Raw genomic sequence first — 22,502 nt, 5'->3', positions numbered from 1 at the left:
TAATTTAATGCATATCGAATTTTTCTCAGTCCAGATGGTATCTATGTTAACTCTTCGCTCTTTTGTGCTGGTTTGCGCCAGCATGTTTTTTGCCTTTTCCGCACAGGCGGATCGCACTATCACCGATCAGCTTGGGCGTCAGGTCACGATCCCTGACCATATCGATAAGGTGGTTGTGCTGCAACACCAGACGCTGAATATTCTGGTGCAACTGGATGCTGCGCAGGATATCGTCGGCGTGATGTCGAGCTGGAAAAAACAGCTTGGGCCAGAGTTTGCCCGGTTTATGCCGACAATAACTACGCTGCCTACGCCTGGTGATCTCACCAGCGTGAATATCGAAAGTTTGCTGGCGATTCATCCGCAGGTAGTGTTTGTCGCCAACTATGCGCCCGCCGAGATGATCCAGCAGATTCAGAATGCCGGTCTCCCGGTGGTGGCTATCTCGTTACGTCAGGATATTGCCGGGCAACAGAATAAAATGAACCCGACGATGGCTGATGAAGAGCAGGTCTACAACGAAGGCTTAAAGCAGGGGATCCGCCTGATTGCGGATGTGGTAGGGCGTAAAACGCAGGCGGAAACGCTGATCAATTACGTCTTTACGGCGCGAGCAAAATTCAATGCGCCAGTTGCTGCCATACCGGAAGCGCAAAAGGTTCGCATTTATATGGCTAACCCTGACCTTATGACCTACGGTTCCGGGAAATACACTGGCCTGATGATGCAACATGCGGGTGGGTTAAATGTGGCGGCGGCCAGCGTGAAAGGTGCACGTCAGGTGGCGCTTGAGCAGGTGCTGGCGTGGAACCCGCAGGTGATTTTTGTTCAGGACCGATATCCGCAGGTGGTCACAGAGATCCAAAACGATCCTAACTGGCAGGGTATTGATGCGGTGAAAAATCATCGTGTCTGGTTGATGCCTGAATATGCCAAAGCCTGGGGCTATCCGATGCCGGAAGCGTTGGCAATAGGTGAGCTGTGGATGGCCAAAAAACTTTACCCGGATGCCTATAAAAATGTCGATGTGGATGCGCAGGCGCAGGATTACTATCAACGTTTTTATCGTGTGAACTGGCAGTCTGATGCTGCTAAGTAAACGGGGTTTCCCCCTGCAATCGTTACTGATAGCAGGGGTATTGGTGCTGGGGGTCAGTTCGCTGTGTCTTGGACAATATCCGCTGTCGCTACGTGAAGTGTTTTATCAACTCACCCATTTTGGCGATGCGCAGGGTATTGCCAGTCAGGTGATATGGACAGTCAGACTACCGCGTATTCTGATGGCGTTGCTGGCGGGGGGGGCGCTGGGATTGTGCGGCGCTACCTTGCAAGGGGTGTTTCACAACCCATTGGTCGACCCGCACATCATAGGCGTAACCTCGGGGGCGGCCTTCGGCGGGACGCTGGCCATTCTGCTGGGCCTTGAGCCGTGGCTGATGATGGGTTCAACCTTCTTCTTCGGTCTGGCGGCGCTCATTCTGGTGTATGCCATTGCGGCCTTACAAGGGCTGGAAAATACGCTGGTGCTGATCTTGTCTGGCATTATTTTAAGTGGTTTCTTTGCCGCGTTGGTGAGCCTGATTCAATACCAGGCCGATACGGAAGAAACCTTGCCGAACATCGTATTCTGGCTGCTGGGCAGTTTTGCCACGGCTAACTGGCATAAAGTCCTGTTGCTGGCGATCCCGGTATCCATTGCGGCGACGATATTGTACCAGTTGCGCTGGCGGATAAATCTGTTATCGCTCAATGATAAAGATGCTAAAGCGCTGGGCGTGGCGGTGGTTCCGCTGCGGCGTAGCGTGCTGGTATGCTGCGCGTTTTTAGTTGCTGCTCAGGTGGCGGTCAGTGGCAGCATTGCCTGGGTTGGGCTGGTTATTCCCCATCTTGCGCGGCTGCTGGTGGGAGTTGATCATCGTCGCTTGCTCCCGTGTGCTTTTTGGATGGGGGGCGGATTTATGATTGCGGTCGATGATATCGCCCGCACCCTGATGCATGCGGAAATACCGCTGGGGATCATCACCGCGTTGCTCGGCGCACCGCTGTTTACCTTCTTACTCATTCGTACCAGTCGTCGGGGGAAACAATGACATCTGTTGCGCTCAGCGTGAATCAGCTTAGCTATGGCTATCGCTCTCCGCTGTTTGCCCCCCTCACTTTTCAGTGCCAGAAAGGCCAGATCTGGGCGGTGCTTGGGCGCAACGGTCTGGGTAAGAGCACGCTGCTGGATACGCTAACGGGCACGCGACCCGCGCTGGGCGGGAGTATTGACGTTCATGGGGGCATAGGCATTGTGGCCCAGCATTGCCATCTGCCGTTTCCCTATACGGTGAGCGACGTGGTGTTGATGGGGCGGGCGCAGCACGTAAAATTGTTTGCTCAGCCCAGCCGTCAGGATCAACGACGGGCGGAGCAAGCGTTGGAACAGCTAAACATTGCGCATCTCGCCGCCACATCGTTTAGCTCACTTTCTGGTGGTCAGCAGCAACTGGTGATGATTGCCCGTGCTTTGGTTACGGAATGCCAGACGCTGTTGCTTGATGAGCCATGTTCAGCGTTGGATCTTGCCAATCAGCAGGTCGTGCTGCAGCTCATCAGCGATTTGGCACACCGGCAGGGCTGTAGCGTGCTTTTCTCGACGCACGATCCGTTGCACGCCTTACAGATTGCAACTCATACGCTGCTGTTGCTTCCTGAGGGAAAATGGCTGGCAGGGCCGACGGACGGCGTGGTGACAGAAGACAATCTGTTCCAAGCCTATGGCCTGCCATTGAGAAAATTCAGTGTGGAAAACTATCAGACTCCGTTTATTGCGCCGCTGTTTGCGATCAACCGCTAACAGGCAAGAATCCGGCGGCGGTCAGGAATGCCTGACCGTCGTGGGCAAGCATAAATTTAACCAGTCTCATCACCTCTTCAGAAGCATCGAGCACCGCCAGTTGGTATTCACACAAGATGTTCTGTTCAGCAGGAATAGCAACGTAGCGAACATCGGACGGTGAACCGAGTGCTTTTGCATAATGTGCGTAACCAATAAACAGATCGGCCAACCCCTGGCGAAGAAGCCAACAGCTTGCCAATTCGCCAGGCGGGATGCTGAGCGTATCGCGGCCACCAACCAGTTGCAGGGCGCGTGTACGAAGCTGTCGTCCAAGGCCCGGCTCCAGTGCATCCATGTTGTCGAAAAATGCCCAGGTATAATCACCGGAAGGGTCGCAGCCCGGTGTGGATGTGCCAATACGCAGCGCCGGGTCGCGGAGTAAATCCAGCCACTCACCGCGCCGGTTGGTGACCAGACCCAGTTGATTCCAGCACAGTGTATGTGTGGAAACGGCCTGGTGTGTGTCCAGTAGCCGTTGCGGATGTGCCCGATTTGCACTGGCGAACAGTGCGCACGGTTCCCCGGCTTCAATACGCTCGCGCAGCAAGCCTGCCGGGCCATAGCCGACGTTGACCTCAATGCCGCTAAGGCGGGTGAACTGCTTGAGCAGTGGGGTAAATGCCAGTCGTAAACTTCCCGCAGCAAGCAGGGTGATTGAAGAGGGCATAATATCTGATCTCTGGGCTATGGCGGTTATGTGAAGAAGATGAATGGTACGCTCTGCACAAGGGATTTTGAAGGCATCTGATGATGCCATTTCGCTGGCATCATTTGGTGTTGTATTCACTTTCAAAGGGTTATTTGATCCAGCGTGCGGGGGGATGCTGACGCTGTCTTTTTTTTGTTCGATGCTTTGACCGTAATGAAAGATCCTGAACGGGAACGGAAGAGGGCATGCGTACAGGGGGAAGACAAATGACAATCTTGTGTGAGACCTGCGGAATGTCCTGTGACGATACGCAAGGGGCTATAACGCATTATAACGTTGTTACGCCTGGGCGGACATTTTGCGGGGGGGAGTATTATGCATATTGATGATGGGGTGGGGATAATCCTTGTGGGCGATATTCTGCAGGTCGCTCCCGGTGCGGATGCAGTGTCGTTTATGTGGAGCTACCCCAATATGCTGCCATTGCCGGCAAGCGCGGTTATCCACATTATGCGCGCGTTACAGGATGTCAGATTCGACCGACTCTATGGCGCGTTTGAAGGTCAGGATATTAAATCCAATGTCAGACAGATTGTGGTGCGATCGGTGCAGAAGTATCTTGCTTGTCTGCGCAAAGAATAAGATGTGTTTCAGGAGAACGTTTGAGAATTTTCTAAGCTAAAAGGCACCAAATCAAAGGGATATGATTTGGTGCGTCCGAGTGGACTCGAACCACCGACCCCCACCATGTCAAGGTGGTGCTCTAACCAACTGAGCTACGGACGCAAATGGTGCGTTCAATTGGACTCGAACCAACGACCCCCACCATGTCAAGGTGGTGCTCTAACCAACTGAGCTATGAACGCAACGTTGTAGGTGACAACGGGGACGAATATTAGCGGCACAGACCGAATGAGGCAAGAGGGAATTAGCATTTTTCTGCATGTTTTCACGCGATTGCAGAGTAATTAAGCAAGTTGATTATATTTTGTTGATTTTGCAGCGTGTTTTTTATTCAGACAGCGAACTGGAGCATACCAGGGTCGGTTTGAATTACAGGGGCGCTCAGACTTTAAGCGCTGTAAGGATAGTGGTTTCTATTTTCTCTGGGGTAGTGAAAGGGGGAAAACGCTCGAGCGGCTTGCCGTCACGCCCGATCAGGAACTTAGTAAAATTCCACTTGATCCGCCCACCCAGCGCGCCGGGTAATTCGTCTTTCAGGTAACGAAATACCGAGTGCGTAGCGGCACCGTTGACTTCCACTTTCTCAAACATCGGGAAGCCCACACAGTAGTTGATGTGACAGGTTTGCGCAATTTCGTCGGCTCCACCGGGCTCCTGATTACCGAACTGGTGCAGGGCAAAACGAATGAAGCGCATTTGCGCTGGTTTATTCTCGATGATGGCTGTCGCGGCAGTGGATTGGGTAGAAAACTGATTCAAGAGGCGATGAACTTTTGCGAAGAACAGAAATTCTCTGCGGTTCAGTTATGGACATTCCATAATTTATATTAACCAACCTGATGAGCGTTCCATTCGTCGCGCGTGATTTCCCAAAGTTCAGAATCCAGCAAACCGCTGACATACTCTTTCTTTTCCGTCTTGATAAGCCGCATGCCGCTACTGTCTGAAATACGTTTGGAACGGATATTGAGAGAGGCTTTCGGCGCACGCAATACCGTCTTATTTAACGTATTAAACCAGTAATCCGTAGCGACATTACTGGCCTCACGCATAAAACCCTGACCCTGATATTCCGGATCTAACCAAAATCCACGGTTATTATCCTCAACGTCATAAAGGCAAATTAAACCTATGAGAGCGTCAGGGGCCTCACGGAGTCTGATAGTCCAGATCCACGCAATCCCTTTTTTCATATCAGGCAGGGCAATGTTATTGACGTAATTCTCCGCACCGTTATCAGGATAGGGCCAGGGTACTGAGGAAACCATATAGCGAACTATCTCCCAGCGTGGATAAAGTACCTGAATCTGCGAGGCATCTTCGGCTTCTAATGGTTTTAACAGCAAGCGTTCTGTATGGAGTTTTGGTATTTTCATATGCGCTTTTCCTACAAGAGCAAGATAAGAGAATCAATGTGGGGAGGATTTTGAAAAAATATTAATAACCAGAACCCCAGCACAAATAAGAAGCATGCCTGCGATCGCCGGAAAATCAAGTTTTTGCCCACTTACCAACCAGCTCAAAAGGCTGATTAATATGATTCCAGCACCTGACCAAATTGCGTACGCAATACCTGTTGGAATGGTCGACAGAGTCTGGGAGAGAAGATAAAAGGCCGTGCAGTAGCACACAATAGTTGCTACAGATGGCCATAGGCGTGTGAATCCGTCAGAGAACTTCATCAGGGTTGTACCTATGACTTGTATTAGCTCAGACCTGATCTGACAGTTACCGGTTATTTATACAGGTATCTGTCAGATTACATCTGGCTTAAATTTTTCTCAGCCCAGATGCGTTTTCCATCAAGTAATGTTTCCATTGGCGTCCGCCCACAGCACATTTTTCCCTGATGAGTTCGCTCATTATTATAATAAGCCAGCCATTCATCAAGATCCGTTTGTAATGTATCGAGAGCACCATACAGTTTTTTGCGGAACGTTACCTGATAAAATTCCTGCAATATTGTCCTGTGGAACCGCTCGCAGATACCGTTCGTCTGCGGGGACATCGCTTTCTTTTTCGTATGGTCGATATCATTTATCGCCAGATAAAGCTGGTAGTCATGCTGTTCCACCTTACCGCAGAACTCTGTTCCTCTGTCGGTCAGTATTCTCAGCATCGGCAGCCCCTGAGATTCATGAAATGGCAGCACACGATCATTGAGCAGGTCAGCCGCTGTAATTGGTGTTTTAGTGACATAGAGCTTGCAATGGGCAACTTTAGAGTACGTATCAACGAACGTCTGCTGATAAATACGCCCGACGCCTTTCAGGTTACCCACATAGAACGTGTCCTGTGAGCCCAGATAACCCGGATGAGCGGTTTCAATTTCGCCACAGGCCTCGTCATCACTTTCTTTTCGTTCCAGTGCGACTATCTGTGCGTCGGTCAGTTCGATGCCATCACGCGCCACTTTTTCTTCCAGCGCTTTCAGACGTTTTTTGAAGTTCTCAAGGCAGTGTCTCAACCAGACGGAACGGACACCACTTCCGGAGATGAAGACGCCTTGTTTGCGCAGTTCGTTGCTGGTCTGGTGCTGACCATGTGCCGGGAACGCAATGGCGTAATCCACCACGGTGTTTTCAGTGGCATCGTCTGTCCGATTTTTGAGATTGGGCGCACGTCGGCTGCGGTTAATCAGTGCATCCACGCCACCTTCATCAACCAGTTCGCGATAACGGTAAAATGTATCGCGTGAGACGCCCATGATTTTACAGGCTTTCGATACATTACTGAGTTCATCAGCCAGATTGAGCAAACCGGCTTTGTGTTTGATGACGGGATTGTTAGCATGAAGCATGAGAGTTACCTCGTGTTTTGTATAAGGATTCGACACCCATATCAAAACCGGTAACTCTCAACCTTTCAAGGTCCAGTGTCAGATCAAGTCGCGACTAATACGCCAAATCCGCAAATTGAATACGTGGCCTGGCAATAATGTTTCCTGCGATTGAATATGAAACCACTATGTTCGAATTTTTTTCTTCAATCAATGTTTTACTAAACAATGGTTGACACTCTGGTTTAGCCATGTTCTTAATGGATTCGAATAATTTATCGAACTTATCGAACTTATTGAAATTATTGAAATTATTGAAATTATTTGTTTCCAACAACATTATCTCACTCAACTTTTTTGCTGCTTCACGCTGATTATCTTCGCTAAAATTGTCACGTATTAAACTAGTATCAAGTAGTTGCTCAGTTTCTATACTTGTTCTACTTAGATTTGCCCCGGAAAGGTCAGCATTACTCAAATCCAAATCGCTCATATCAAGTTCGCTTAAATCTTCCCCTGATAGATCGAGGCATCCCGTATCAATATATTTTTGTCCGGCTTCTGATAGGTTGTTTTTATCCAGAAAATATATGGTGCTAAAATATCTGGCTCCTGATATGAACTGCGCTTCACTTAATTGTAATTCTAATTGTTCAGATACGTTTTCTTCACTAATCTTCAGTGAGTATGCTCCATCCGTGTCCTTGGTTATACATAGTTCATATTCACCTTGTAGCGATTTTTCTGACTCATCAATAGTGAATCTAATAGACATGCCGGAGTTATGAATAATACTGTTCAGTGTTTTTCGCGGGGATATACCCTCTGAAGCCAAAGAACGCGAGAGACTATTGATGACAGACTTAAGCCGCTTCTCCCCTGAGTCTTTAATTCCCAAAGTAAAAATGTACTTCAGACACTCGCCTACGCCATGCAGTTTAGTTGCTTCTTTGTGCAATGTTTTATCATCTGGGCTCATTGCAGCGTTTACCAGTATATCCATATGTTTTTGTGCTAAAGCATTAATGTTGTCCATTGACATCTCCTTATTGATTGGTTTATCGCTAAGGCGATTCTCTTACTAAGAGACAACGAAAAATATCAAAAAGTGCTCCGGTTTGGCATTAATTTATATTGAATGCATCAATGAATTGATGCATTCAATATAGATTCAATATCTATATTGAGTTTTGATTCTCAGTACCGACAAATCGCTATTAGTGCGCGCCGCCGCCACTCCCTGCACCGAATGGCGGTTTGGCAAACCATACCAGGCCGAGTAGCACGAGGAAAATCCCTGCAGACATCCAGAAGATTTCGTTAGCAGAAATAATCAGGCCCTGGTGAGTAATGCCAGTCAGTTAAGCAACTGACTGGCCCTTTTTGTGCACAGAAAACCCCCAGCCAGGCTGAGGGTTCCGTAAAGCTTTCAGCTTTGGGCCAGTTATTAAAACCCCTTTTGATTTGTTAAAACATCTTGCGGTCTGGCAACTGCAAAAGTTCAACAAGAAATCAAAAGGGGGTTCCAATGGGGGAGGAGAAGAGCTTAGCGCACACCCGATGGAACTGTAAATATCACATAGTTTTTGCGCCCAAATACCGAAGACAAGCATTCTACGGGGAGAAACGCAGGGTGATATCATGCAGGGAATCACCTTGCTTATACCTGTCCCAGATAATCGTTTTCTGCTCTGGCGTGTAGTAAATACGCGTTCTTCGTTTCATGGCAACGTCCCCCTCGATTAAGGATAGCGTTGCATCGACCCGTTGAACTCACAGCACAAAGCGGGCATTCTAAAACAAGTTGATGTGCTCATCGTAAGCGTTCAGAGCCAGTCAGAAAGACACAGCGGCACAGTTCCCGTTTCGTTTAGCCGAGGTTTGCTTCATACGACCTGTACAATCTACATTATCACACACATCGGTCTGCCAGATATCGGCTCGGGATGGATCTCCGTTTCCACGCTGAATACGCTTCTCAGCAATCCAGGATTCATCACTGCTTCCGGTGTGCCTTGTGCCATCACATGTCCGTTGGCCATGACCACCAGATGATCACAGTATCGGCTTGCCTGATTAAGGTCGTGCAGCACTGCGACTACCGTTTTTCCCTGACCTCGGAGTGCGCCCATCAACCGCATCAGTTCCACCTGATGATTGATATCGAGATAGGTAGTTGGCTCATCGAGCAGGACAACGGGCGTATCCTGCGCCAAGACCATCGCCAGAAATGCGCGCTGGCGTTGGCCGCCAGAAAGATCGGTTAACCGTCTGTCGGCAAGATGATGGATTTGGGTCTGGCTCATGGCAACATTGACCCGCGCATTGTCTTGCGCACAAAGACGCCCCCAAAGTGGTAACCACGGGTTGCGGCCGTAGGATACCAGTTCTCGGACGGTGATCCCCTCTGGCGTTAAATGATGCTGCGGCAGCAGTGCCAGCCTGCGGGCAAGCTGGCGCGATGAGAACGTATTGATGGGATTGTCGTCAAGAAATACGGTGCCGGACTGCGGCATTAACAGCCGTGAAAAACAGTTTAACAGCGTCGATTTCCCACAACCGTTAGGGCCAAGTAGGGCAGTAATCTTGCCCACAGGCAGTGTGAGTGATACGCCGTCTAATACCTTGGTTGTACCGTAACTGATCGTCAGTTTTTCCGTTCGTAATGTCATTTATCGCATTCTCACAAGCAGCCAGACAAACCATGGCGCGCCGATAATGGCGGTCAGCACGCCAGCTGGAAGCTCCAGCGGGGGATGAATAATTCGCGCCAGCAGGTCGGCCATCACCAACAGTAACGCACCTGTCAGGGCCGAAACGGGCAGCAGCCAGCGATGACGTCCACCGGTAATGCTGCGCACCATATGTGGCACCACGAGACCAATAAAGCTAATCGGACCGCAGACGGCCACGCCCGTAGACGTCATGGCGACAGCCAGTAGCAAAGCCCGAAACCGGGTGCGCGACACCGACACGCCGAGCGTGGTCGCGCGCGCATCACCCAGCGCCAAGAGATCGAGATTGCGGCAAAAACTCAGGCTCAGCGGCAGAAACAAAATCAGCAGCGGGACGGCAACCTTCACAAAGCTCCAGTCACGACCCCATAAGCTGCCGGTCAGCCACAGCAGGGCGCTGTTCACATCCTGTGGGCGCGAGAGCATCAGATAATCCGTCAGGCTGGCCCAGCAGGCAGAAAGCGCGACACCTGTGAGCGCCAACTTCACCGGCTGGCTGGTGTTCGCCAGCATTTTCAGCAAGATCAGGCCCGTCATACCGCCGGCAAATGCCAGTAGTGGCAGTGCAACCACCGGCAGGGACGGTAAGAGAAGCAGAGTGCCCACAGAGGCAAAACTGGCGGCATGGTTTACGCCGAGAATATCCGGCGATGCCAGAGGGTTACGTACGATCCCCTGTACCAGAACGCCTGCAACCGCGAGGGCGGCACCCACAAACAGCGCCAGTAGTAGTCGCGGCAGGCGGTATGCCGTTAACACGTAATGATATTCGAGTCCGGTCTGCCAGTCGGTTATCAGGGCGCGAAAGGGAACCGAGATCACCCCCATTTGCAACGACAGTACCGAAATTCCTGTCAGCGCGAGGGCGATGAAAATGACTATCGTAATTTTCATCCGCGCCTCCTGACCAGCCAGACAAAGCAGGGCGCGCCAATCAGCGCCAGCACGGCTCCCGCGGGCAATTCGCCGGGGAAGGACAGTGCCCGCGCCAGAACATCCGCCAGTAGCATCAACGTGGCGCCCAAAAGCATGCTCATCGGCAGCACCTTGCGTAGATCGAATCCCACCCAGAAGCGAGCCAGATGCGGCATCAGCAGACCAATAAACGCCACTGGACCCGCCACACTGACGCAGGCGCCGACGAGAAGCAGCAACAGAATATTGATGATCAAACGTAGCCTGGGCAGATTGACCCCCAGCGTGCGGGCGGTGCTATCGCTGACGTTAAGCAGATTCAGTTGATTAGCCAGCAGCAACACCACCGGTACAGCAATCGCCACCATCGGCAAAAGCTGCCAGAGTTCCTGCCAGCGTGCGTGGGATACGCCCCCCGCTAGCCAGTAAAAAATACCGTAGGCGTGATCTTCAGACAGCAGCAGGGTGATACGGGTCAAGGCCATACAAAAAGCCGAGAAGGCGATACCCGCAAGGATCAGTTTGTTTTTGTCTTGGGTATGGCGAAATCCACCGCCTGCGGCCATCACCAACAGCCAGCTTATGCCGCCGCCGCAGGCGGCGATAAAGGCGATGGAGTAACCCGTAACGGGTGTTGGGCTGACGGCGCTGGTGAGCGCCATCGCCAGCGCCGCGCCGCTGTTTATGCCGAGCAATGACGGGGAGGCCATTGAATTATGCGTCAGGGTCTGCAGCAGCGTTCCCGCAAGAGCCAGGCTAGCGCCGATCAAAATGGCGACCAGACTTCGCGGCAGACGAAGGTTTTGCACCAGCGCATGTGCCAGCGTCGGCGTAGAGTCGGGCAGCAAGGCACGAATCGAGTCAACCCCAGAAATAGGAATGGCCGAGTAGCAAAACAGACTCAGCCAGAAAACAACGATAAGCGCGGCAAGAGGAAGCCCCCACTGCAGCGCTGGGTGTCTGAGAACTGTCATTTCACATCAGATAAAGGCTGGTGATGAAAGATTTTTACCGTGTCGCTGGCAATACGTTCGGCCGCAAAAATGCCGCGCATTCGCGCCCAGGCGTTACTATCGACCGAAGCCGTCTGCTGTTTTTGCACAGCCGTTAATATCTGCCATAGCGGGTCTTGCTGCCAGCGTTTCACGATGCTCTCTTCGCGATAGTGTGCGACTAACAACCATGCAGGATTGACTGCCAGCAACTGTTCCAGACCAATGGATGGCATCGACACACCGGCCTTCATCGCGGGCACCGTCAGCCCAAGAGCGGCCAGGACACTCCCGGTATAGGTATCACGCGTGTGCAGATTGAACTGCTGTTCACGGGATGTGCCGAACAAGACCAGCGTGCCTTTTGGCAACTCGCTGGCCCACTTTGACATCCGTTGTTTGTGTTGCTCCAGGCGTGATTGCATCTGTGCCTTTTTGCCGACAACGTCGCCGATGATGGTCGCAGACTGCAGATTTTCAGCATAGGTTTCATTACGAGACTTAAGCAGCAGGACCGGTGCGATTTGCCGCAAGGCGTTGCAAATCCCCGCATGGCGGCTGCTATCGGCAATGATCAGATCCGGTTTTAGCATACTGATGGCTTCTAAACTCGGCTGCGCACGGGTGCCAACAGACTGCCAGGTTTTCAGATGGGCGCGAACCTCTGGAAGAATGCGCGTCGCATCATTATCGTCGGCAATGCCGACCGGACTGACATCGACGGCGGCCAGCGCGTCTGCAAACGACAGTTCCAGCACCACTATCCGCTGTGGCGTTTTATCAAGCGTAAAAATGCCGTGCTCATCCTGTACCGTGGTGGCAAAGGCGTGGCCTGTGACAAGCAGCAGGCCTGCAACAAGAACTCGAAAAAATGTGAACATGGGTGCTCCTGAAAGCCGGGTGGCGCTTCGCTTACCCAGCCCACAAAACAGCATGCAGGCCGGGTAATCGGGGATTAGAACTTCAACGATCCCTGCATGTAGAGTGTGCGCGGCTGGCCGGCGTAAATGCCTTTGTTGTTGTCGTCATAAGAGCGGGTAAAATATTCTTGGTCGAAGATATTTTTCACACCAAACGCAAGGTTCAGATCTGCCATCTGCGGACCGAAGTCATAGGCTATGCGCGCGCCCCAGAGCATGAAACCAGGGATCCGGCCGGTGCTGCCGTCGGCGCTCTCTTTAACGGTGTTGGCGTTATCCGCAAACTGGCTGGACTGGAAATCGCTGTTCAGGTTGAAGGTCCAACTGCCCGGTTTATAGTCCACGCCCAATGTGCCTTTGTGTTTCGGCGAGAACGGCACTTGGTTGCCGTAGGTGTCGCCTTTCTCGCGGATCTCGGCGTTCACATATGCATAGCTTGCGTAGACGGAGATGTTGTCGAGGACTGGCGTCAGCGTGCCAAGGTCATAGCGAGCCTGAGTTTCCAGTCCGGTATGGCGCGTTTTACCGCGTGCGGTCACGGTATCGTTGAGCTGGTTGGAGTCGTACTGATTATTAAAGTTAATCAGGAACAGCCCCATTTCTGCCGTCAGCGCACCATCGTCGTATCGGGTTCCGAGCTCCCAGGTTCGCGCTTTTTCCGGTTCCACATTGCCGCTTTGCACAGCCTTGCCAATTTGGCTGTACTGTACGGTGCCGAACGAGCCTTCAGTGTTTGCATAAAGATTCCAGCTATCAGTTAGGTGATAGAGCACGTTTAGCGCTGGAAGCGGGGCGTTATAGCTCACTTCCTCGTGCGTACGTTTAATGGCGTTGTTTTGGTATGACTCGATATGTTCAAAGCGTATACCCGGCGTGATGGTCCAGTTACCCACGTCGATTTTGTCATCCAGATACCACGCGTGCGCTTCGGTACCGGAACGGGTGTCGCGATCGTAAGGGCTGGCGCTGGTCGGCAGCTGTCCGCTGCTGGTGGTGGTGTAGTAACGCATTTCATGCGTCGATTCACTTACATAGCGGTAGCCGACGCCCACTTCGTGCGCGGAAGAGCCAATCATAAAGCTCTGGCTGTAGCGCGGTTCAATGCCTCGCACCCAGTAGTTACGCGGTGAAAGGGTGGTACGTTTGCCTTGTTCTAAGTAGCCGCTGCGTAGGGTTTCGGTGTAGAAGCCCTGAATGTTGAATTTATGCTGGTTATCCGGCTGGAACTGATAGCCAAGGCTTGCCAGCTTGCGACGACCCCAGAAGCGATCGTTCGGACGCGTGGACTGCCAGCGGTCGGCGTCGTAATCTGCGCGGGACAGGCCGCCGGGCATGTCGGCTTCGCCGTCATAGTATTGCAGCAGGCTGTTGAAAGTGTGCACCTCGTTCGGCGCATATTTACTTTTCAGCATCAGGTCATCGATGCGCGTGGCGCTATGCTCGCGCCAGTCGCTGCCGCGGGTGCCGGAGTAAAGCAAGGCAGTGCCAAAACCATTATCCGCCGTGCCGCCCACCATCAGGTTATGCGTCTCTTTCGGATTATTTTGCGAAGAAGTTGGGCTAAGCTGCCCTTCCATACCTGCTTCGATACCGAAGTCTTGAGGAATGGCGCGGGTGACAAAGTTCACCACACCCCCCACGTTTTGTGGCCCGTAACGCACCGCGCCACCGCCGCGTACCACATCGATGGCGTCCATATTTCCGAGCGAAACAGGCGCCAGTGAAAGCTGCGGCTGACCGTAAGGGGCAAACGGCACCGGAATACCGTCCATCAGCACCGTTGAACGGCTGGCAAGGCGCGGGTTCAGACCGCGAATACCAAAGTTCATCGCCAGGTCGTGGCTGCCAGTCCCGTTGTTTTCCGGGGCGGTGACGCCAGGGATACGGTTGAGCACTTCGCGCATGGTCGTCGCGCCGGTTTTGGCGAAATCCTCACGGCGGATAACGTCACGTGCGCCAGCATGTTCGAAAACGTCATTTTCACGCGCGTCGCCCAGCCAGTCGCCCACCACGGTCAGGGCATCTTCTTTCGGTGCGGGCTCCAGCGTCCAGCTGTTATTGCCCAGCGGTTTTACCTGCAGGCCGCTGCCGCTCAGCAGATGTTGCAGACCGGTTTCGACATCGTAGTCACCGTGAAGGCCGTTGCTCTGTTTGCCGCGTGTCAGGCTGGCGTCCACCGACAGGGTAATTCCGCTGTGTGCGGCATATTGGTTAAGCGCCTTGTCGAGCGCACCTGGGGCAATATCAACCTGCGCTGCGAAGGTTGATAACGAAAGGCCGGCCAGTGGCAGCAGGCACAGGCGAATGGCATTAACCAAAGGTGTTGTTTTGTGCAAAACGCGTGAATGCGTCATACCTTCTCCATCATCATTTTTGTTGTGTTCAGCTATGAGTCGAACGAGAAGGGGAAAATGGACAATAAAAATGAGAATTATTTTTCTTACAACGCTGAGATATTGACCCAGTATCGTGTAACTGACTGAATTTTAACTGGAAGAGTCTGAGCAATAACATTCAGAATTGCATCGGTATTTTTCAGTGGGAAAGTCCCGCTCAGGCGCAGTCCCGCCACTGCCGGATCACAGCGCAGCACACCGTTGCGATAACGGCTCAGCGTGGCAATGACCTCACCCAGCGGTTTATCACTGAAACTCAGAACGCCCTGTGTCCAGACTGCGCTTTCATCATCCGATGTGGCGATTTCAGCAAATTCAGACGCGCTAAACTGCAGGCCCTCGCCAGCGTTGACGATACGTTTTTCCTGCGGATGATTTGCCAGGCGGACTTCAACAGCATGCTGCTGTACGGCTACGCGCGTGATGTTATCGTGCTGAAAGACAGTAAATTCTGTGCCTAATGCGGTGAGCTGACCCTGGAGCGTCATCACGCGGAAAGGTCGCAGTTGGTCGTCTTTGGCTGTAACGATGGCAATTTCACCGTACCAGAGGTGGACGGTACGCTGATGCGCATCAAAACGAACATCAGCGGCGCTTTGTGTGTTGAGCGTCAGCAGTGAACCATCTTCCAGCCGCTCATGGCTGACCACGCCTTTAGCTGTGCGGTAGTCGGCACGCAGACCTTCACCGGCCTCAGATTGCCAGAGCTGCCAGCCGCCGCCCACGCCAAGCAGTAACAGCAGCCCTTTCATGACGTGACGACGGGTTAGGTGCGTATCATGCAGCGCCCGGCTGGCGACATCGCCCGGTACATGGTTGAGCTGGTTGCGTAGGTTTTCAACCTGTTGCCATGCCCACTGATTGTCTTGGTCTAGCTCATACCATTGTTGCCAGCGAGCTTCCTGCTGCGGACTAACGCGATCGCCGCTCAATACCGCATACCAGTGTGATGCTGAGCGCAATGCCTGACGGCGAGAATCGGAGATAGCAGCGTTCACAAGCCGTGCTCCAGACGAAACAGCAGACAATGTTCGATAGCCTTTGCCACATACTTTTTCACCGAGCTGACGGAGACGCCGAGCTTAAGCGCGATCTCGCTGTATTTGAGCCCCTCCAGTTGCGAAAGCAAAAACGCTTCGCGTCTTTTTCCGTTCAGGCCGTCAAGCATGCTGTCGATGAGTTGCAGGGTTTCGAGCTGGCTCTCACGTTCCTCGGGCGAAGGCGCGAGATTTTCCGGCATCAGCGCCAGCATCTCCAGATAGGCTTTTTCCAGCGCGTTTCGACGAAACAGGTCGACCATCACCCGTTTGGCAATAGTACACAGGAAGGAACGAGGGTCACGGACAGTCTTGAGCGAGTCACTGCCCATTACCCGTAAAAATGTGTCCTGGGCAATATCATCAGCATCAAAGGCAGATTGGAGTTTGCGCGTCAGCCAGCTTTTCAGCCAGCCGTGATGTGCGCCATAAAGCGACTCGAGCGTGAAGCAAGCGGTAGTAGTGGCGCGGTCAGACATGCGGATTGCATCAAAAGTTAATTATCACGCGGCTACATTAACATGAGAATGGTTATCATTACAATTGGAAATGAAATGAGATAAAAATGACATTTTAAAGGGGTTATGATTTTGGCATTAATAGCATCCCTTAATGGCTACATACGGCGCTGGCTTTACGCTTACAGCATATGGATATGATCTGTGCAGCATTCCGCTTCCAGGATTCGTACGTTTTTCCACTCGCACAGCTTTCTTAAGATGCTGCCTATCGCCCTGCGTTTCTCCCCGTAGAATGCTTGTCTTCGGTATTTGGGCGCAAAAACTATGTGATATTTACAGTTCCATCGGGTGTGCGCTAAGCTCTTCTCCTCCCCCATTGGGACCCCCTTTTGGTTTCTTGTTGAACTTTTGCAGTTGCCAGACCGCAAGATGTTTTAACAAATCAAAAGGGGTTTTAATAACTGGCCCAAAGCTGAAAGCTTTACGGAACCCCCAGCCTGGCTGGGGGTTTTCTGTGCACAAAAAGGGCCAGTCAGTTGCTTAACTGACTGGCATTACTCACCAGGGCCTGATTATTTCTGCTAACGAAATCTTCTGGATGTCTGCAGGGATTTTCCTCGTGCTACTCGGCCTGGTATCGGTTTGCCAAACCGCCATTCGGTGCAGGGAGTGGCGGCGGCGCGCACTAATAGCGATTTGTCGGTACTGAGAATCAAAACTCAATATAGATATTAAATCTATATTAAAGGCATCTATTCATCGATGTCTTCAATATGAATTAATGCCAAACCGGAGCACTTTTTGATATTTTTCGTTGTCTCTTAGTAAGAGAATCGCCTTAGCGATAAACCAATCAATAAGGAGATGTCAATGGACAACATTAATGCTTTAGCACAAAAACATATGGATATACTGGTAAACGCTGCAATGAGCCCAGATGATAAAACATTGCACAAAGAAGCAACCAGACTGCATGGCGTAGGCGAGTGTCTGAAGTACATTTTTACTTTGGGAATTAAGGACTCAGGGGAGAAGCGGCTTAAGTCTGTCATCAATAGTCTCTCGCGTTCTTTGGCTTCAGAGAATATATCCCCGCGAAAAACACTGAGCAGTATTATTCATAACTCCGGCATGTCTATTAGATTCACTATTGATGAGTCAGAAAAATCGCTACAAGGTGAATATGAGCTATGTATAACCAAGGACACGGATGGAGCATACTTACTGGAGATTAGTGAAGAAAACGTATCTGAACCATTAGAATTACAATTAAGTGAAGCGCAGTTCATATCAGGAGCCAGATATTTTAACACCATATATTTTCTGGATGAATGCAACCTATCAGAAGCCAGACAAAAATATATTGATACGGGATGCCTCGATCTATCAGAGGAAGATTTAAGCGGACGTGATATGAGCGATTTGGATTTGAGTAATGCTGACCTTTCCGGGGCAAATCTAAGTAGGACAAGTATAGAAACTGAGCAACTACTTGGTACTAGTTTAATACGTGACAATTTTAGCGAAGATAATCAGCGTGAAGCAGCAGAAAAGTTGAGTGAGATAATGTTGTTGGGAACAAATGACTTCGATAGGATCGATGAATTATTCGAATCCATTAAACACATGGCTAAACCAAAGTGTCAACAATTGTTTAGTAATAGATCGGCAGAATATGGTACGACCATGCACGCTTCATATTCAATCGCAGAAAACATTATTGTTAGTCTTTACAAAACAATATATACATATGAATGGGAGATAAAGGGTGGTGAAGGAGAGGCCATAGAAATACACCACAAAATACACCACAGCCCCGAATAAATATCCTCCGGCATAGCCGGAGGGAGTATTAGAAATTCTATGTCATTCCAGTAATATACAAACAAAAAGGAATGACACATGTCCCAGCCCTTCGATTTCGATAAAGCGCTTAAGGCCCTCCAGTCCGGCCAGGCATTAACGGGTAAGGATGGTATCTTAACGCCATTAATTAAACAGTTAACTGAAGCTGCTTTGTCTGCTGAACTTGACTCCCATCTGGCTTCGGATGTGGAGGCTAACCGTAAAAATGGTTCAGGCAAAAAGACCATTAAAGCCCCGACCGGCAGTTTTGAACTGGCAACCCCGCGCGATCGTAACGGCACTTTTGAGCCACAACTGGTGAAGAAGCATCAGACCACGCTGTCCGATGAGATCGAACGCAAGATCATTGTATTGCCCGCGCTTGCGCTCCCCATCTCTCCTGAGAGTCATAGATCCCATTGGCGATGGTTTAATTGCCTGCACATTCGCAGGCAATAGCACAATAAAATTACGCCAACGGGATGTCTTCAAGGCGGAAATAAACGGTGAGTCCATGCTTATGTGCGACATCGATGTCCATATCAGCACCTTTAGAAGCGCCTTTAATACGGTAAATCGCATCACATTTGGTGATAAGTCGATGGGCAACGGGGTAGATCATAGATTCGCCGATTTCATCGTCAATAGCCGCAGAACCGGCAGCTTTTGCCAGTGGTAGTGCCAGCCATTCGCCGATTACAGGAATGTGTCCTCTTTGATATACCGCTAACGCTGCATCTTCCAGGCGAGCAAGATTCGCATCGATAAGATTTTGTTTTCCATCCGTACCGCTACGGTAGGGACCAGCAATGAGAATAAGTTGTTTCACAAAGAGAACCTCACAGAATGTTTTTCAGCGCAATGTGATAAAGCAACATAATGGTTTTGCCATCGACGATAAGACCACTTTCAATTGCGGCAAGTGCGCTTGCAAGCGGCCACTCAAGCACTTCGATATCTTCTCCTTCAGCCGCAATTCCACCACCGGCACCTGTCTTGTCGGCAGCATCATATTCCGCGATGTAAAAATAGAGCTTCTCCGTGACCGAGCCTGGGCTCATGTACGCCTCGAAAACCTTCTGTACGCTGGATACACGAAAACCGGTTTCTTCTTCAACTTCGGCTTTGATCCGTTTTTCAGGAGCCATGTTGTCAAGAAGACCTGCAGCTGTTTCAATGAGATAGCCATCGTGACCATTTATAAATACCGGAAAACGAAACTGACGAGTTAAGATCACTGTTTTCCTGTCACGGTTATAGAGCAGTATCGTGGCTCCGTTGCCGCGATCGTAAACTTCACGACTTTGGCGCTGCCAATCACCGTTTCTTCGTTGAATATCAAAAGTGTATTTTTTTAAACAATACCAGTCATCGGATAATGTTAGGTTATCGACGATGCGTATTTCTGCACGTTTAGGTTGCATGAAGACTCCTTGATCCGTAGAGTTGACATCATAATCAGCACTATCGTGCAAATACAAGTATAAACATGCATAAACAGGAACGGTCACATGCTCGCTCATCAACGTAAACACCTTATTCTTGAACAACTGCAGGTTGAAGGGCAGGTCCAATCGAAAAATCTGAGCGATCGATTTGGCGTTTCAGAAGACACCATTCGACGGGATTTACGTGAGCTTGCCGCAGAAGGGCGATTGCAGCGCGTTCATGGTGGTGCTTTGCCATCGTCTTCAGCTGTTGCGACATTTTCCGAGCGTAAATCATTAAAAACAGATGTGAAAATGAAGATCGCGCGCAAAGGCACTGAACTCATTTCTTCGGGACAAGTTGTTATTGTGGATGGTGGCACGACCACATCAGAGCTGATTGCCTGTCTGCCGGAAGATCTGCATATTACCGTGGTGACACACAGTCCCAGCATTGCACTGGGGTTGGTCGATAAACCCGAGGTTGACGTCATTTTGATCGGTGGCCGACTGTACAAACACTCCATTGTCAGTGTAGGGGCGGCCGCTATTGAAGGCATAGGCAATATTCATGCGGATATTTTCTTCATGGGGGTAACGGGTATTCATCCTGAAGCGGGATTAACCACGGGTGATTATGAAGAAGCGTGCATCAAACGTGCATTTTCCGGCAGAGCGGCGGAAACGGTCGTACTGGTGTCGCCGGAGAAGGTCAACGCTGCGTCATCGTTTGTCATCGGTGAGATAGGGCTAATCAATACTATCGTGGTTGATAGTGAAACCGATGATAATTGGCTAAGGAGTATTGAAGGAAAGGGCATCACCATTATCAAAGCGTGATTCTCTGTTAATCGAACATGAGAAATCGCATAAAGAACAGATACAGCCACGCCAGTACACTCCAGCCGATCAGTAACTGTCGCAGATAGCCCAGCACTGTAAGAATCACGTTTTCCATCGTTTTTTCGTGAGAGGGCACATATTTGTAAAGTCGGAGGGAAAGGACAACGAATAGGGGATCTTTGGGAAGGATCTTACTGACTATGGCATTAGTTGGGGTAGGACTAGCGACCGCTTTGAGCGAGAAGCGGACGTCAAAATCATGGCGATAGAGATGTTATGCCACATTAGACATAACATCCCTATTGCGCTCTTGAAGTCAGGCCTGTGAGGTGTTCCCTCACCATATCCGTTAACTCGAAAATACAATCGAGATGTGTACTTCCTGCCACAATTCGACTGATTACATTCGGATTGCAACAGTTCCTGAGAAACTCATCCATTCGGCTAACATTAAACAGTTCATCATGCTCAGCAAGCAGGATTGTTACTGGAATAGAGATCTCCTTAAGTTGCCTTTGGGGATTACGAGGGGTAAGGGCGTTAGCCATATTAACGCTGTATGTCTGAACAAAGTCAGGCCTCGCATTGATAACCTCACAGGGGAAGTTAAGCCTCACTCCAGCACGACGGCCATACAGAAAACCTCCACTCATTGCATTGATTATGAAGTTCAAACGGTTTATCGATGCAAAGGGGGAGGAGAAATCGCGGTTCAGATCAGGAGGTGAAAAAGGACCCAATGCTGGAGCGAGTAAGATCAGGCTTTCAACAATCCTCGATGGAGAGTGTCGAGTAAAGTAATTTATCAGCATGCCGCCACCACTGGAATGGCCAAGCAAGTGAATTCTGGCATCAGGAAAAGAGGTTCGGACATAATCAATGACGGAATCTACATCCCGCCAGATTTGATCAGGGCTGGAAGCTTCCCCCCGGACACCGGCCGAACGACCATGCCCACGGATATCGACGAGAAAAATACAGATGGGCAGAGCGTAACTCAACTGTCGTGCAAGAATGTCGTAGCCGGCGTCAGAGTTTACCCCACCACCATGGTAGACAATAAGAACCTCATCATGAGAGGCCATTGGCTCGTACACCCGGAGATATAAATCATTAATCCGACTTTCGGTGATGTTCTCAGAATGGGGTAACGAGGCGTTAAACTGCTCATAGCGCTCGACAAAGCGGGTGAAGTCAATCACGTCCTAAATTCCTTATTCAATAAGATTCACTATCTGTGAATTTGTGACATGAAGCATGCACCATATTCTGTAGGCACGAGAGACTTTTTAACATAAGACTACTTCCGTCACCGCCGCAGGCGTCCTTAGTACGATCTTACCTTAAGGGGTTTGCTTCCTGCACCTTATATCCCCAGTCTAGATCCCCGATAAACAGCCATGATGATTCCGGAGTGCCTGCACTGCTATGTAGTGGGATCTTTTCTCCACCGAATAGTGCATGTATATGTTAGAAATGTCCGCTTCTGGCACGAAGCGGACGGGGGCGAGGTACTGAGGGGCTGCTTTGAGCGAGTAGCGGACGTCAAAATGATAGTGGCGGCACATTCTGCCAAATTAAACATAACACCCAAGCAGCGAACCACTCATGAATTTGCATCAAAATAAATGAAACGAGAAAAAACAATATGCTATAATAAACATAAATAACAACAAGTTAAAGGAGATTTTTTGTTTGCTTACGAATGGGCTTTCTTTGATAAGAACGGCAATAGGCTTCCCTCGATAGTAACAACCGAACAGCGGACTTATGCTGCAGGTGATGTTAAACACTACAATGGCAAAAACTATAAAATTGTTTACAGGATCATTGATCGAGTGACTACAGATAGTGACCTTAACATTGCTGTTGAAGTTTGATATTTACCACAACGCTTCTTGCCCAACGGACATAAGAAAGCCCGCATAGTGCGGGCTT

At 50.3% G+C, this 22,502-nt stretch carries 21 protein-coding genes, 2 tRNA genes and 8 pseudogenes; 11 read left to right on the top strand and 20 right to left on the bottom strand.

Features of this window, described 5'->3' with window-relative positions:
• The first annotated feature begins 43 nt into the window (after nt 1-43).
• From IB196_RS12280 to IB196_RS12270, 3 genes are read left to right on the top strand one after another with little or no spacing between them, the layout of a single operon-like run.
• Nucleotides 44-1,099 (top strand): ABC transporter substrate-binding protein, encoded by a 1,056-nt coding sequence (locus IB196_RS12280; RefSeq protein ID WP_040233781.1) that lies wholly within the window; start codon nt 44-46, stop codon nt 1,097-1,099.
• Nucleotides 1,086-2,090, top strand: a complete 1,005-nt coding sequence (locus tag IB196_RS12275; protein ID WP_040233783.1) for an iron ABC transporter permease — start codon at nt 1,086-1,088, stop codon at nt 2,088-2,090. Before IB196_RS12280 ends, IB196_RS12275 begins: the two co-directional genes overlap by 14 nt.
• The gene (locus IB196_RS12270; protein ID WP_005121267.1) at nt 2,087-2,839 is read left to right on the top strand and encodes an ABC transporter ATP-binding protein; all 753 of its coding nucleotides are present in this window, start codon (nt 2,087-2,089) and stop codon (nt 2,837-2,839) included. Before IB196_RS12275 ends, IB196_RS12270 begins: the two co-directional genes overlap by 4 nt.
• Here the strand turns inward: IB196_RS12270 and IB196_RS12265 are convergent.
• Entirely contained in the window at nt 2,829-3,548 is a 720-nt protein-coding gene (locus IB196_RS12265; protein WP_005121266.1) for a substrate-binding domain-containing protein, read from the bottom strand. The genes IB196_RS12270 and IB196_RS12265 overlap by 11 nt on opposite strands.
• A gap of 312 nt (nt 3,549-3,860) precedes the next feature.
• Here IB196_RS12265 and IB196_RS12260 point away from each other — a divergent pair.
• Nucleotides 3,861-4,172: pseudogene (locus IB196_RS12260) on the top strand (MBL fold metallo-hydrolase); the annotation flags it as partial.
• A 67-nt stretch (nt 4,173-4,239) separates the two neighbouring features.
• Here the strand turns inward: IB196_RS12260 and IB196_RS12255 are convergent.
• The 3 genes and pseudogenes from IB196_RS12255 to IB196_RS12245 all read right to left on the bottom strand — a co-directional run.
• A tRNA-Val gene (locus IB196_RS12255) sits at nt 4,240-4,316 on the bottom strand.
• A 3-nt stretch (nt 4,317-4,319) separates the two neighbouring features.
• A tRNA-Val gene (locus IB196_RS12250) sits at nt 4,320-4,396 on the bottom strand.
• 199 nt (nt 4,397-4,595) lie between these two features.
• Nucleotides 4,596-4,886 (bottom strand): annotated as a pseudogene (locus IB196_RS12245) (glutathione peroxidase); the annotation flags it as partial.
• Here IB196_RS12245 and IB196_RS12240 point away from each other — a divergent pair.
• A pseudogene (locus tag IB196_RS12240) lies at nt 4,767-5,030 on the top strand (GNAT family N-acetyltransferase); the annotation flags it as partial. The pseudogenes IB196_RS12245 and IB196_RS12240 overlap by 120 nt on opposite strands.
• Nucleotides 5,031-5,041: 11 nt before the next feature.
• Here the strand turns inward: IB196_RS12240 and IB196_RS12235 are convergent.
• From IB196_RS12235 to IB196_RS12215, 5 genes and pseudogenes are all read right to left on the bottom strand, one after another.
• Nucleotides 5,042-5,590 carry a GNAT family N-acetyltransferase gene (locus IB196_RS12235; RefSeq protein ID WP_005121261.1) on the bottom strand — a complete coding sequence of 183 codons (549 nt, stop codon included), beginning with the start codon at nt 5,588-5,590 and terminating at the stop codon, nt 5,042-5,044.
• Between the two features lie 33 nt (nt 5,591-5,623).
• A complete protein-coding gene (locus IB196_RS12230; protein ID WP_137378465.1) occupies nt 5,624-5,896 on the bottom strand; it encodes an EmrE family multidrug efflux SMR transporter in 273 nt (90 codons plus the stop codon).
• Nucleotides 5,897-5,973: 77 nt separating this feature from the next.
• Complete coding sequence (locus IB196_RS12225; protein WP_188232127.1) at nt 5,974-7,014, bottom strand: IS481 family transposase; 1,041 nt, start codon at nt 7,012-7,014, stop codon at nt 5,974-5,976.
• A gap of 94 nt (nt 7,015-7,108) precedes the next feature.
• Complete coding sequence (locus IB196_RS12220) at nt 7,109-8,029, bottom strand: pentapeptide repeat-containing protein (protein WP_348936024.1); 921 nt, start codon at nt 8,027-8,029, stop codon at nt 7,109-7,111.
• A 181-nt stretch (nt 8,030-8,210) separates the two neighbouring features.
• Nucleotides 8,211-8,345 (bottom strand): annotated as a pseudogene (locus tag IB196_RS12215) (hypothetical protein); the annotation flags it as partial.
• 176 nt (nt 8,346-8,521) lie between these two features.
• Here IB196_RS12215 and IB196_RS12210 point away from each other — a divergent pair.
• A pseudogene (locus tag IB196_RS12210) lies at nt 8,522-8,632 on the top strand (transposase); the annotation flags it as partial.
• Nucleotides 8,633-8,897: 265 nt separating this feature from the next.
• Here the strand turns inward: IB196_RS12210 and fecE are convergent.
• From fecE to tnpA, 8 genes and pseudogenes are all read right to left on the bottom strand, one after another.
• On the bottom strand, nt 8,898-9,665 hold the full coding sequence (gene fecE, locus IB196_RS12205; RefSeq protein WP_005121257.1) for a Fe(3+) dicitrate ABC transporter ATP-binding protein FecE: 768 nt from the start codon (nt 9,663-9,665) through the stop codon (nt 8,898-8,900).
• Nucleotides 9,666-10,622, bottom strand: a complete 957-nt coding sequence (gene fecD, locus IB196_RS12200) for a Fe(3+) dicitrate ABC transporter permease subunit FecD (protein ID WP_005121256.1) — start codon at nt 10,620-10,622, stop codon at nt 9,666-9,668.
• Nucleotides 10,619-11,617 (bottom strand): iron-dicitrate ABC transporter permease FecC, encoded by a 999-nt coding sequence (gene fecC / locus IB196_RS12195; RefSeq protein ID WP_188232191.1) that lies wholly within the window; start codon nt 11,615-11,617, stop codon nt 10,619-10,621. The genes fecD and fecC overlap by 4 nt, the downstream gene beginning before the upstream one ends.
• Complete coding sequence (locus IB196_RS12190) at nt 11,614-12,516, bottom strand: Fe(3+) dicitrate ABC transporter substrate-binding protein FecB (protein ID WP_005121253.1); 903 nt, start codon at nt 12,514-12,516, stop codon at nt 11,614-11,616. The genes fecC and IB196_RS12190 overlap by 4 nt, the downstream gene beginning before the upstream one ends.
• A 74-nt stretch (nt 12,517-12,590) precedes the next feature.
• Nucleotides 12,591-14,909 carry a TonB-dependent Fe(3+) dicitrate receptor FecA gene (gene fecA, locus IB196_RS12185; RefSeq protein WP_005121252.1) on the bottom strand — a complete coding sequence of 773 codons (2,319 nt, stop codon included), beginning with the start codon at nt 14,907-14,909 and terminating at the stop codon, nt 12,591-12,593.
• 86 nt (nt 14,910-14,995) lie between these two features.
• Nucleotides 14,996-15,949, bottom strand: coding sequence for a ferric citrate uptake sigma factor regulator FecR (gene fecR, locus IB196_RS12180; protein WP_188232190.1), 954 nt, complete (start codon nt 15,947-15,949; stop codon nt 14,996-14,998).
• Nucleotides 15,946-16,467: a ferric citrate uptake sigma factor FecI gene (gene fecI, locus IB196_RS12175; RefSeq protein WP_005121249.1), complete on the bottom strand. Its 522-nt coding sequence runs from the start codon at nt 16,465-16,467 to the stop codon at nt 15,946-15,948. The genes fecR and fecI overlap by 4 nt, the downstream gene beginning before the upstream one ends.
• A gap of 164 nt (nt 16,468-16,631) precedes the next feature.
• A pseudogene (tnpA, locus tag IB196_RS12170) lies at nt 16,632-16,826 on the bottom strand (IS200/IS605 family transposase); the annotation flags it as partial.
• Nucleotides 16,827-17,002: 176 nt separating this feature from the next.
• Here tnpA and IB196_RS12165 point away from each other — a divergent pair.
• The 3 genes and pseudogenes from IB196_RS12165 to IB196_RS12155 form a co-directional block, all read left to right on the top strand.
• Nucleotides 17,003-17,138: pseudogene (locus IB196_RS12165) on the top strand (hypothetical protein); the annotation flags it as partial.
• 181 nt (nt 17,139-17,319) lie between these two features.
• A complete protein-coding gene (locus IB196_RS12160; protein WP_276683636.1) occupies nt 17,320-18,273 on the top strand; it encodes a pentapeptide repeat-containing protein in 954 nt (317 codons plus the stop codon).
• A gap of 78 nt (nt 18,274-18,351) precedes the next feature.
• Nucleotides 18,352-18,669, top strand: a pseudogene (locus IB196_RS12155) (transposase); the annotation flags it as partial.
• A 94-nt stretch (nt 18,670-18,763) separates the two neighbouring features.
• Here the strand turns inward: IB196_RS12155 and IB196_RS12150 are convergent.
• Both IB196_RS12150 and IB196_RS12145 read right to left on the bottom strand, forming a co-directional pair.
• Nucleotides 18,764-19,123: a DUF4406 domain-containing protein gene (locus IB196_RS12150; protein WP_040233798.1), complete on the bottom strand. Its 360-nt coding sequence runs from the start codon at nt 19,121-19,123 to the stop codon at nt 18,764-18,766.
• Between the two features lie 10 nt (nt 19,124-19,133).
• On the bottom strand, nt 19,134-19,718 hold the full coding sequence (locus IB196_RS12145) for an NUDIX domain-containing protein (protein WP_040233800.1): 585 nt from the start codon (nt 19,716-19,718) through the stop codon (nt 19,134-19,136).
• A gap of 87 nt (nt 19,719-19,805) precedes the next feature.
• On the opposite strand from IB196_RS12145, the gene IB196_RS12140 reads away from it, so the two are divergent.
• Nucleotides 19,806-20,561, top strand: a complete 756-nt coding sequence (locus tag IB196_RS12140; protein ID WP_005121244.1) for a DeoR/GlpR family DNA-binding transcription regulator — start codon at nt 19,806-19,808, stop codon at nt 20,559-20,561.
• 302 nt (nt 20,562-20,863) lie between these two features.
• Here IB196_RS12140 and IB196_RS12135 read toward each other — a convergent pair whose 3' ends face one another.
• Nucleotides 20,864-21,766 carry an alpha/beta fold hydrolase gene (locus IB196_RS12135; RefSeq protein ID WP_005121242.1) on the bottom strand — a complete coding sequence of 301 codons (903 nt, stop codon included), beginning with the start codon at nt 21,764-21,766 and terminating at the stop codon, nt 20,864-20,866.
• 489 nt (nt 21,767-22,255) lie between these two features.
• Here IB196_RS12135 and IB196_RS12130 point away from each other — a divergent pair, with 489 nt between their 5' ends.
• The gene (locus IB196_RS12130) at nt 22,256-22,444 is read left to right on the top strand and encodes a hypothetical protein (RefSeq protein ID WP_094169440.1); all 189 of its coding nucleotides are present in this window, start codon (nt 22,256-22,258) and stop codon (nt 22,442-22,444) included.
• The last annotated feature ends 58 nt before the right edge of the window (nt 22,445-22,502 follow it).

The organism is Citrobacter sp. C6_1, assembly GCF_014596835.2.
Lineage (GTDB): Bacteria > Pseudomonadota > Gammaproteobacteria > Enterobacterales > Enterobacteriaceae > Citrobacter > Citrobacter pasteurii.
The sequence above is the reverse complement of the archived record's forward strand: the minus strand, read 5'-3'. Positions and strand labels throughout refer to the sequence as shown.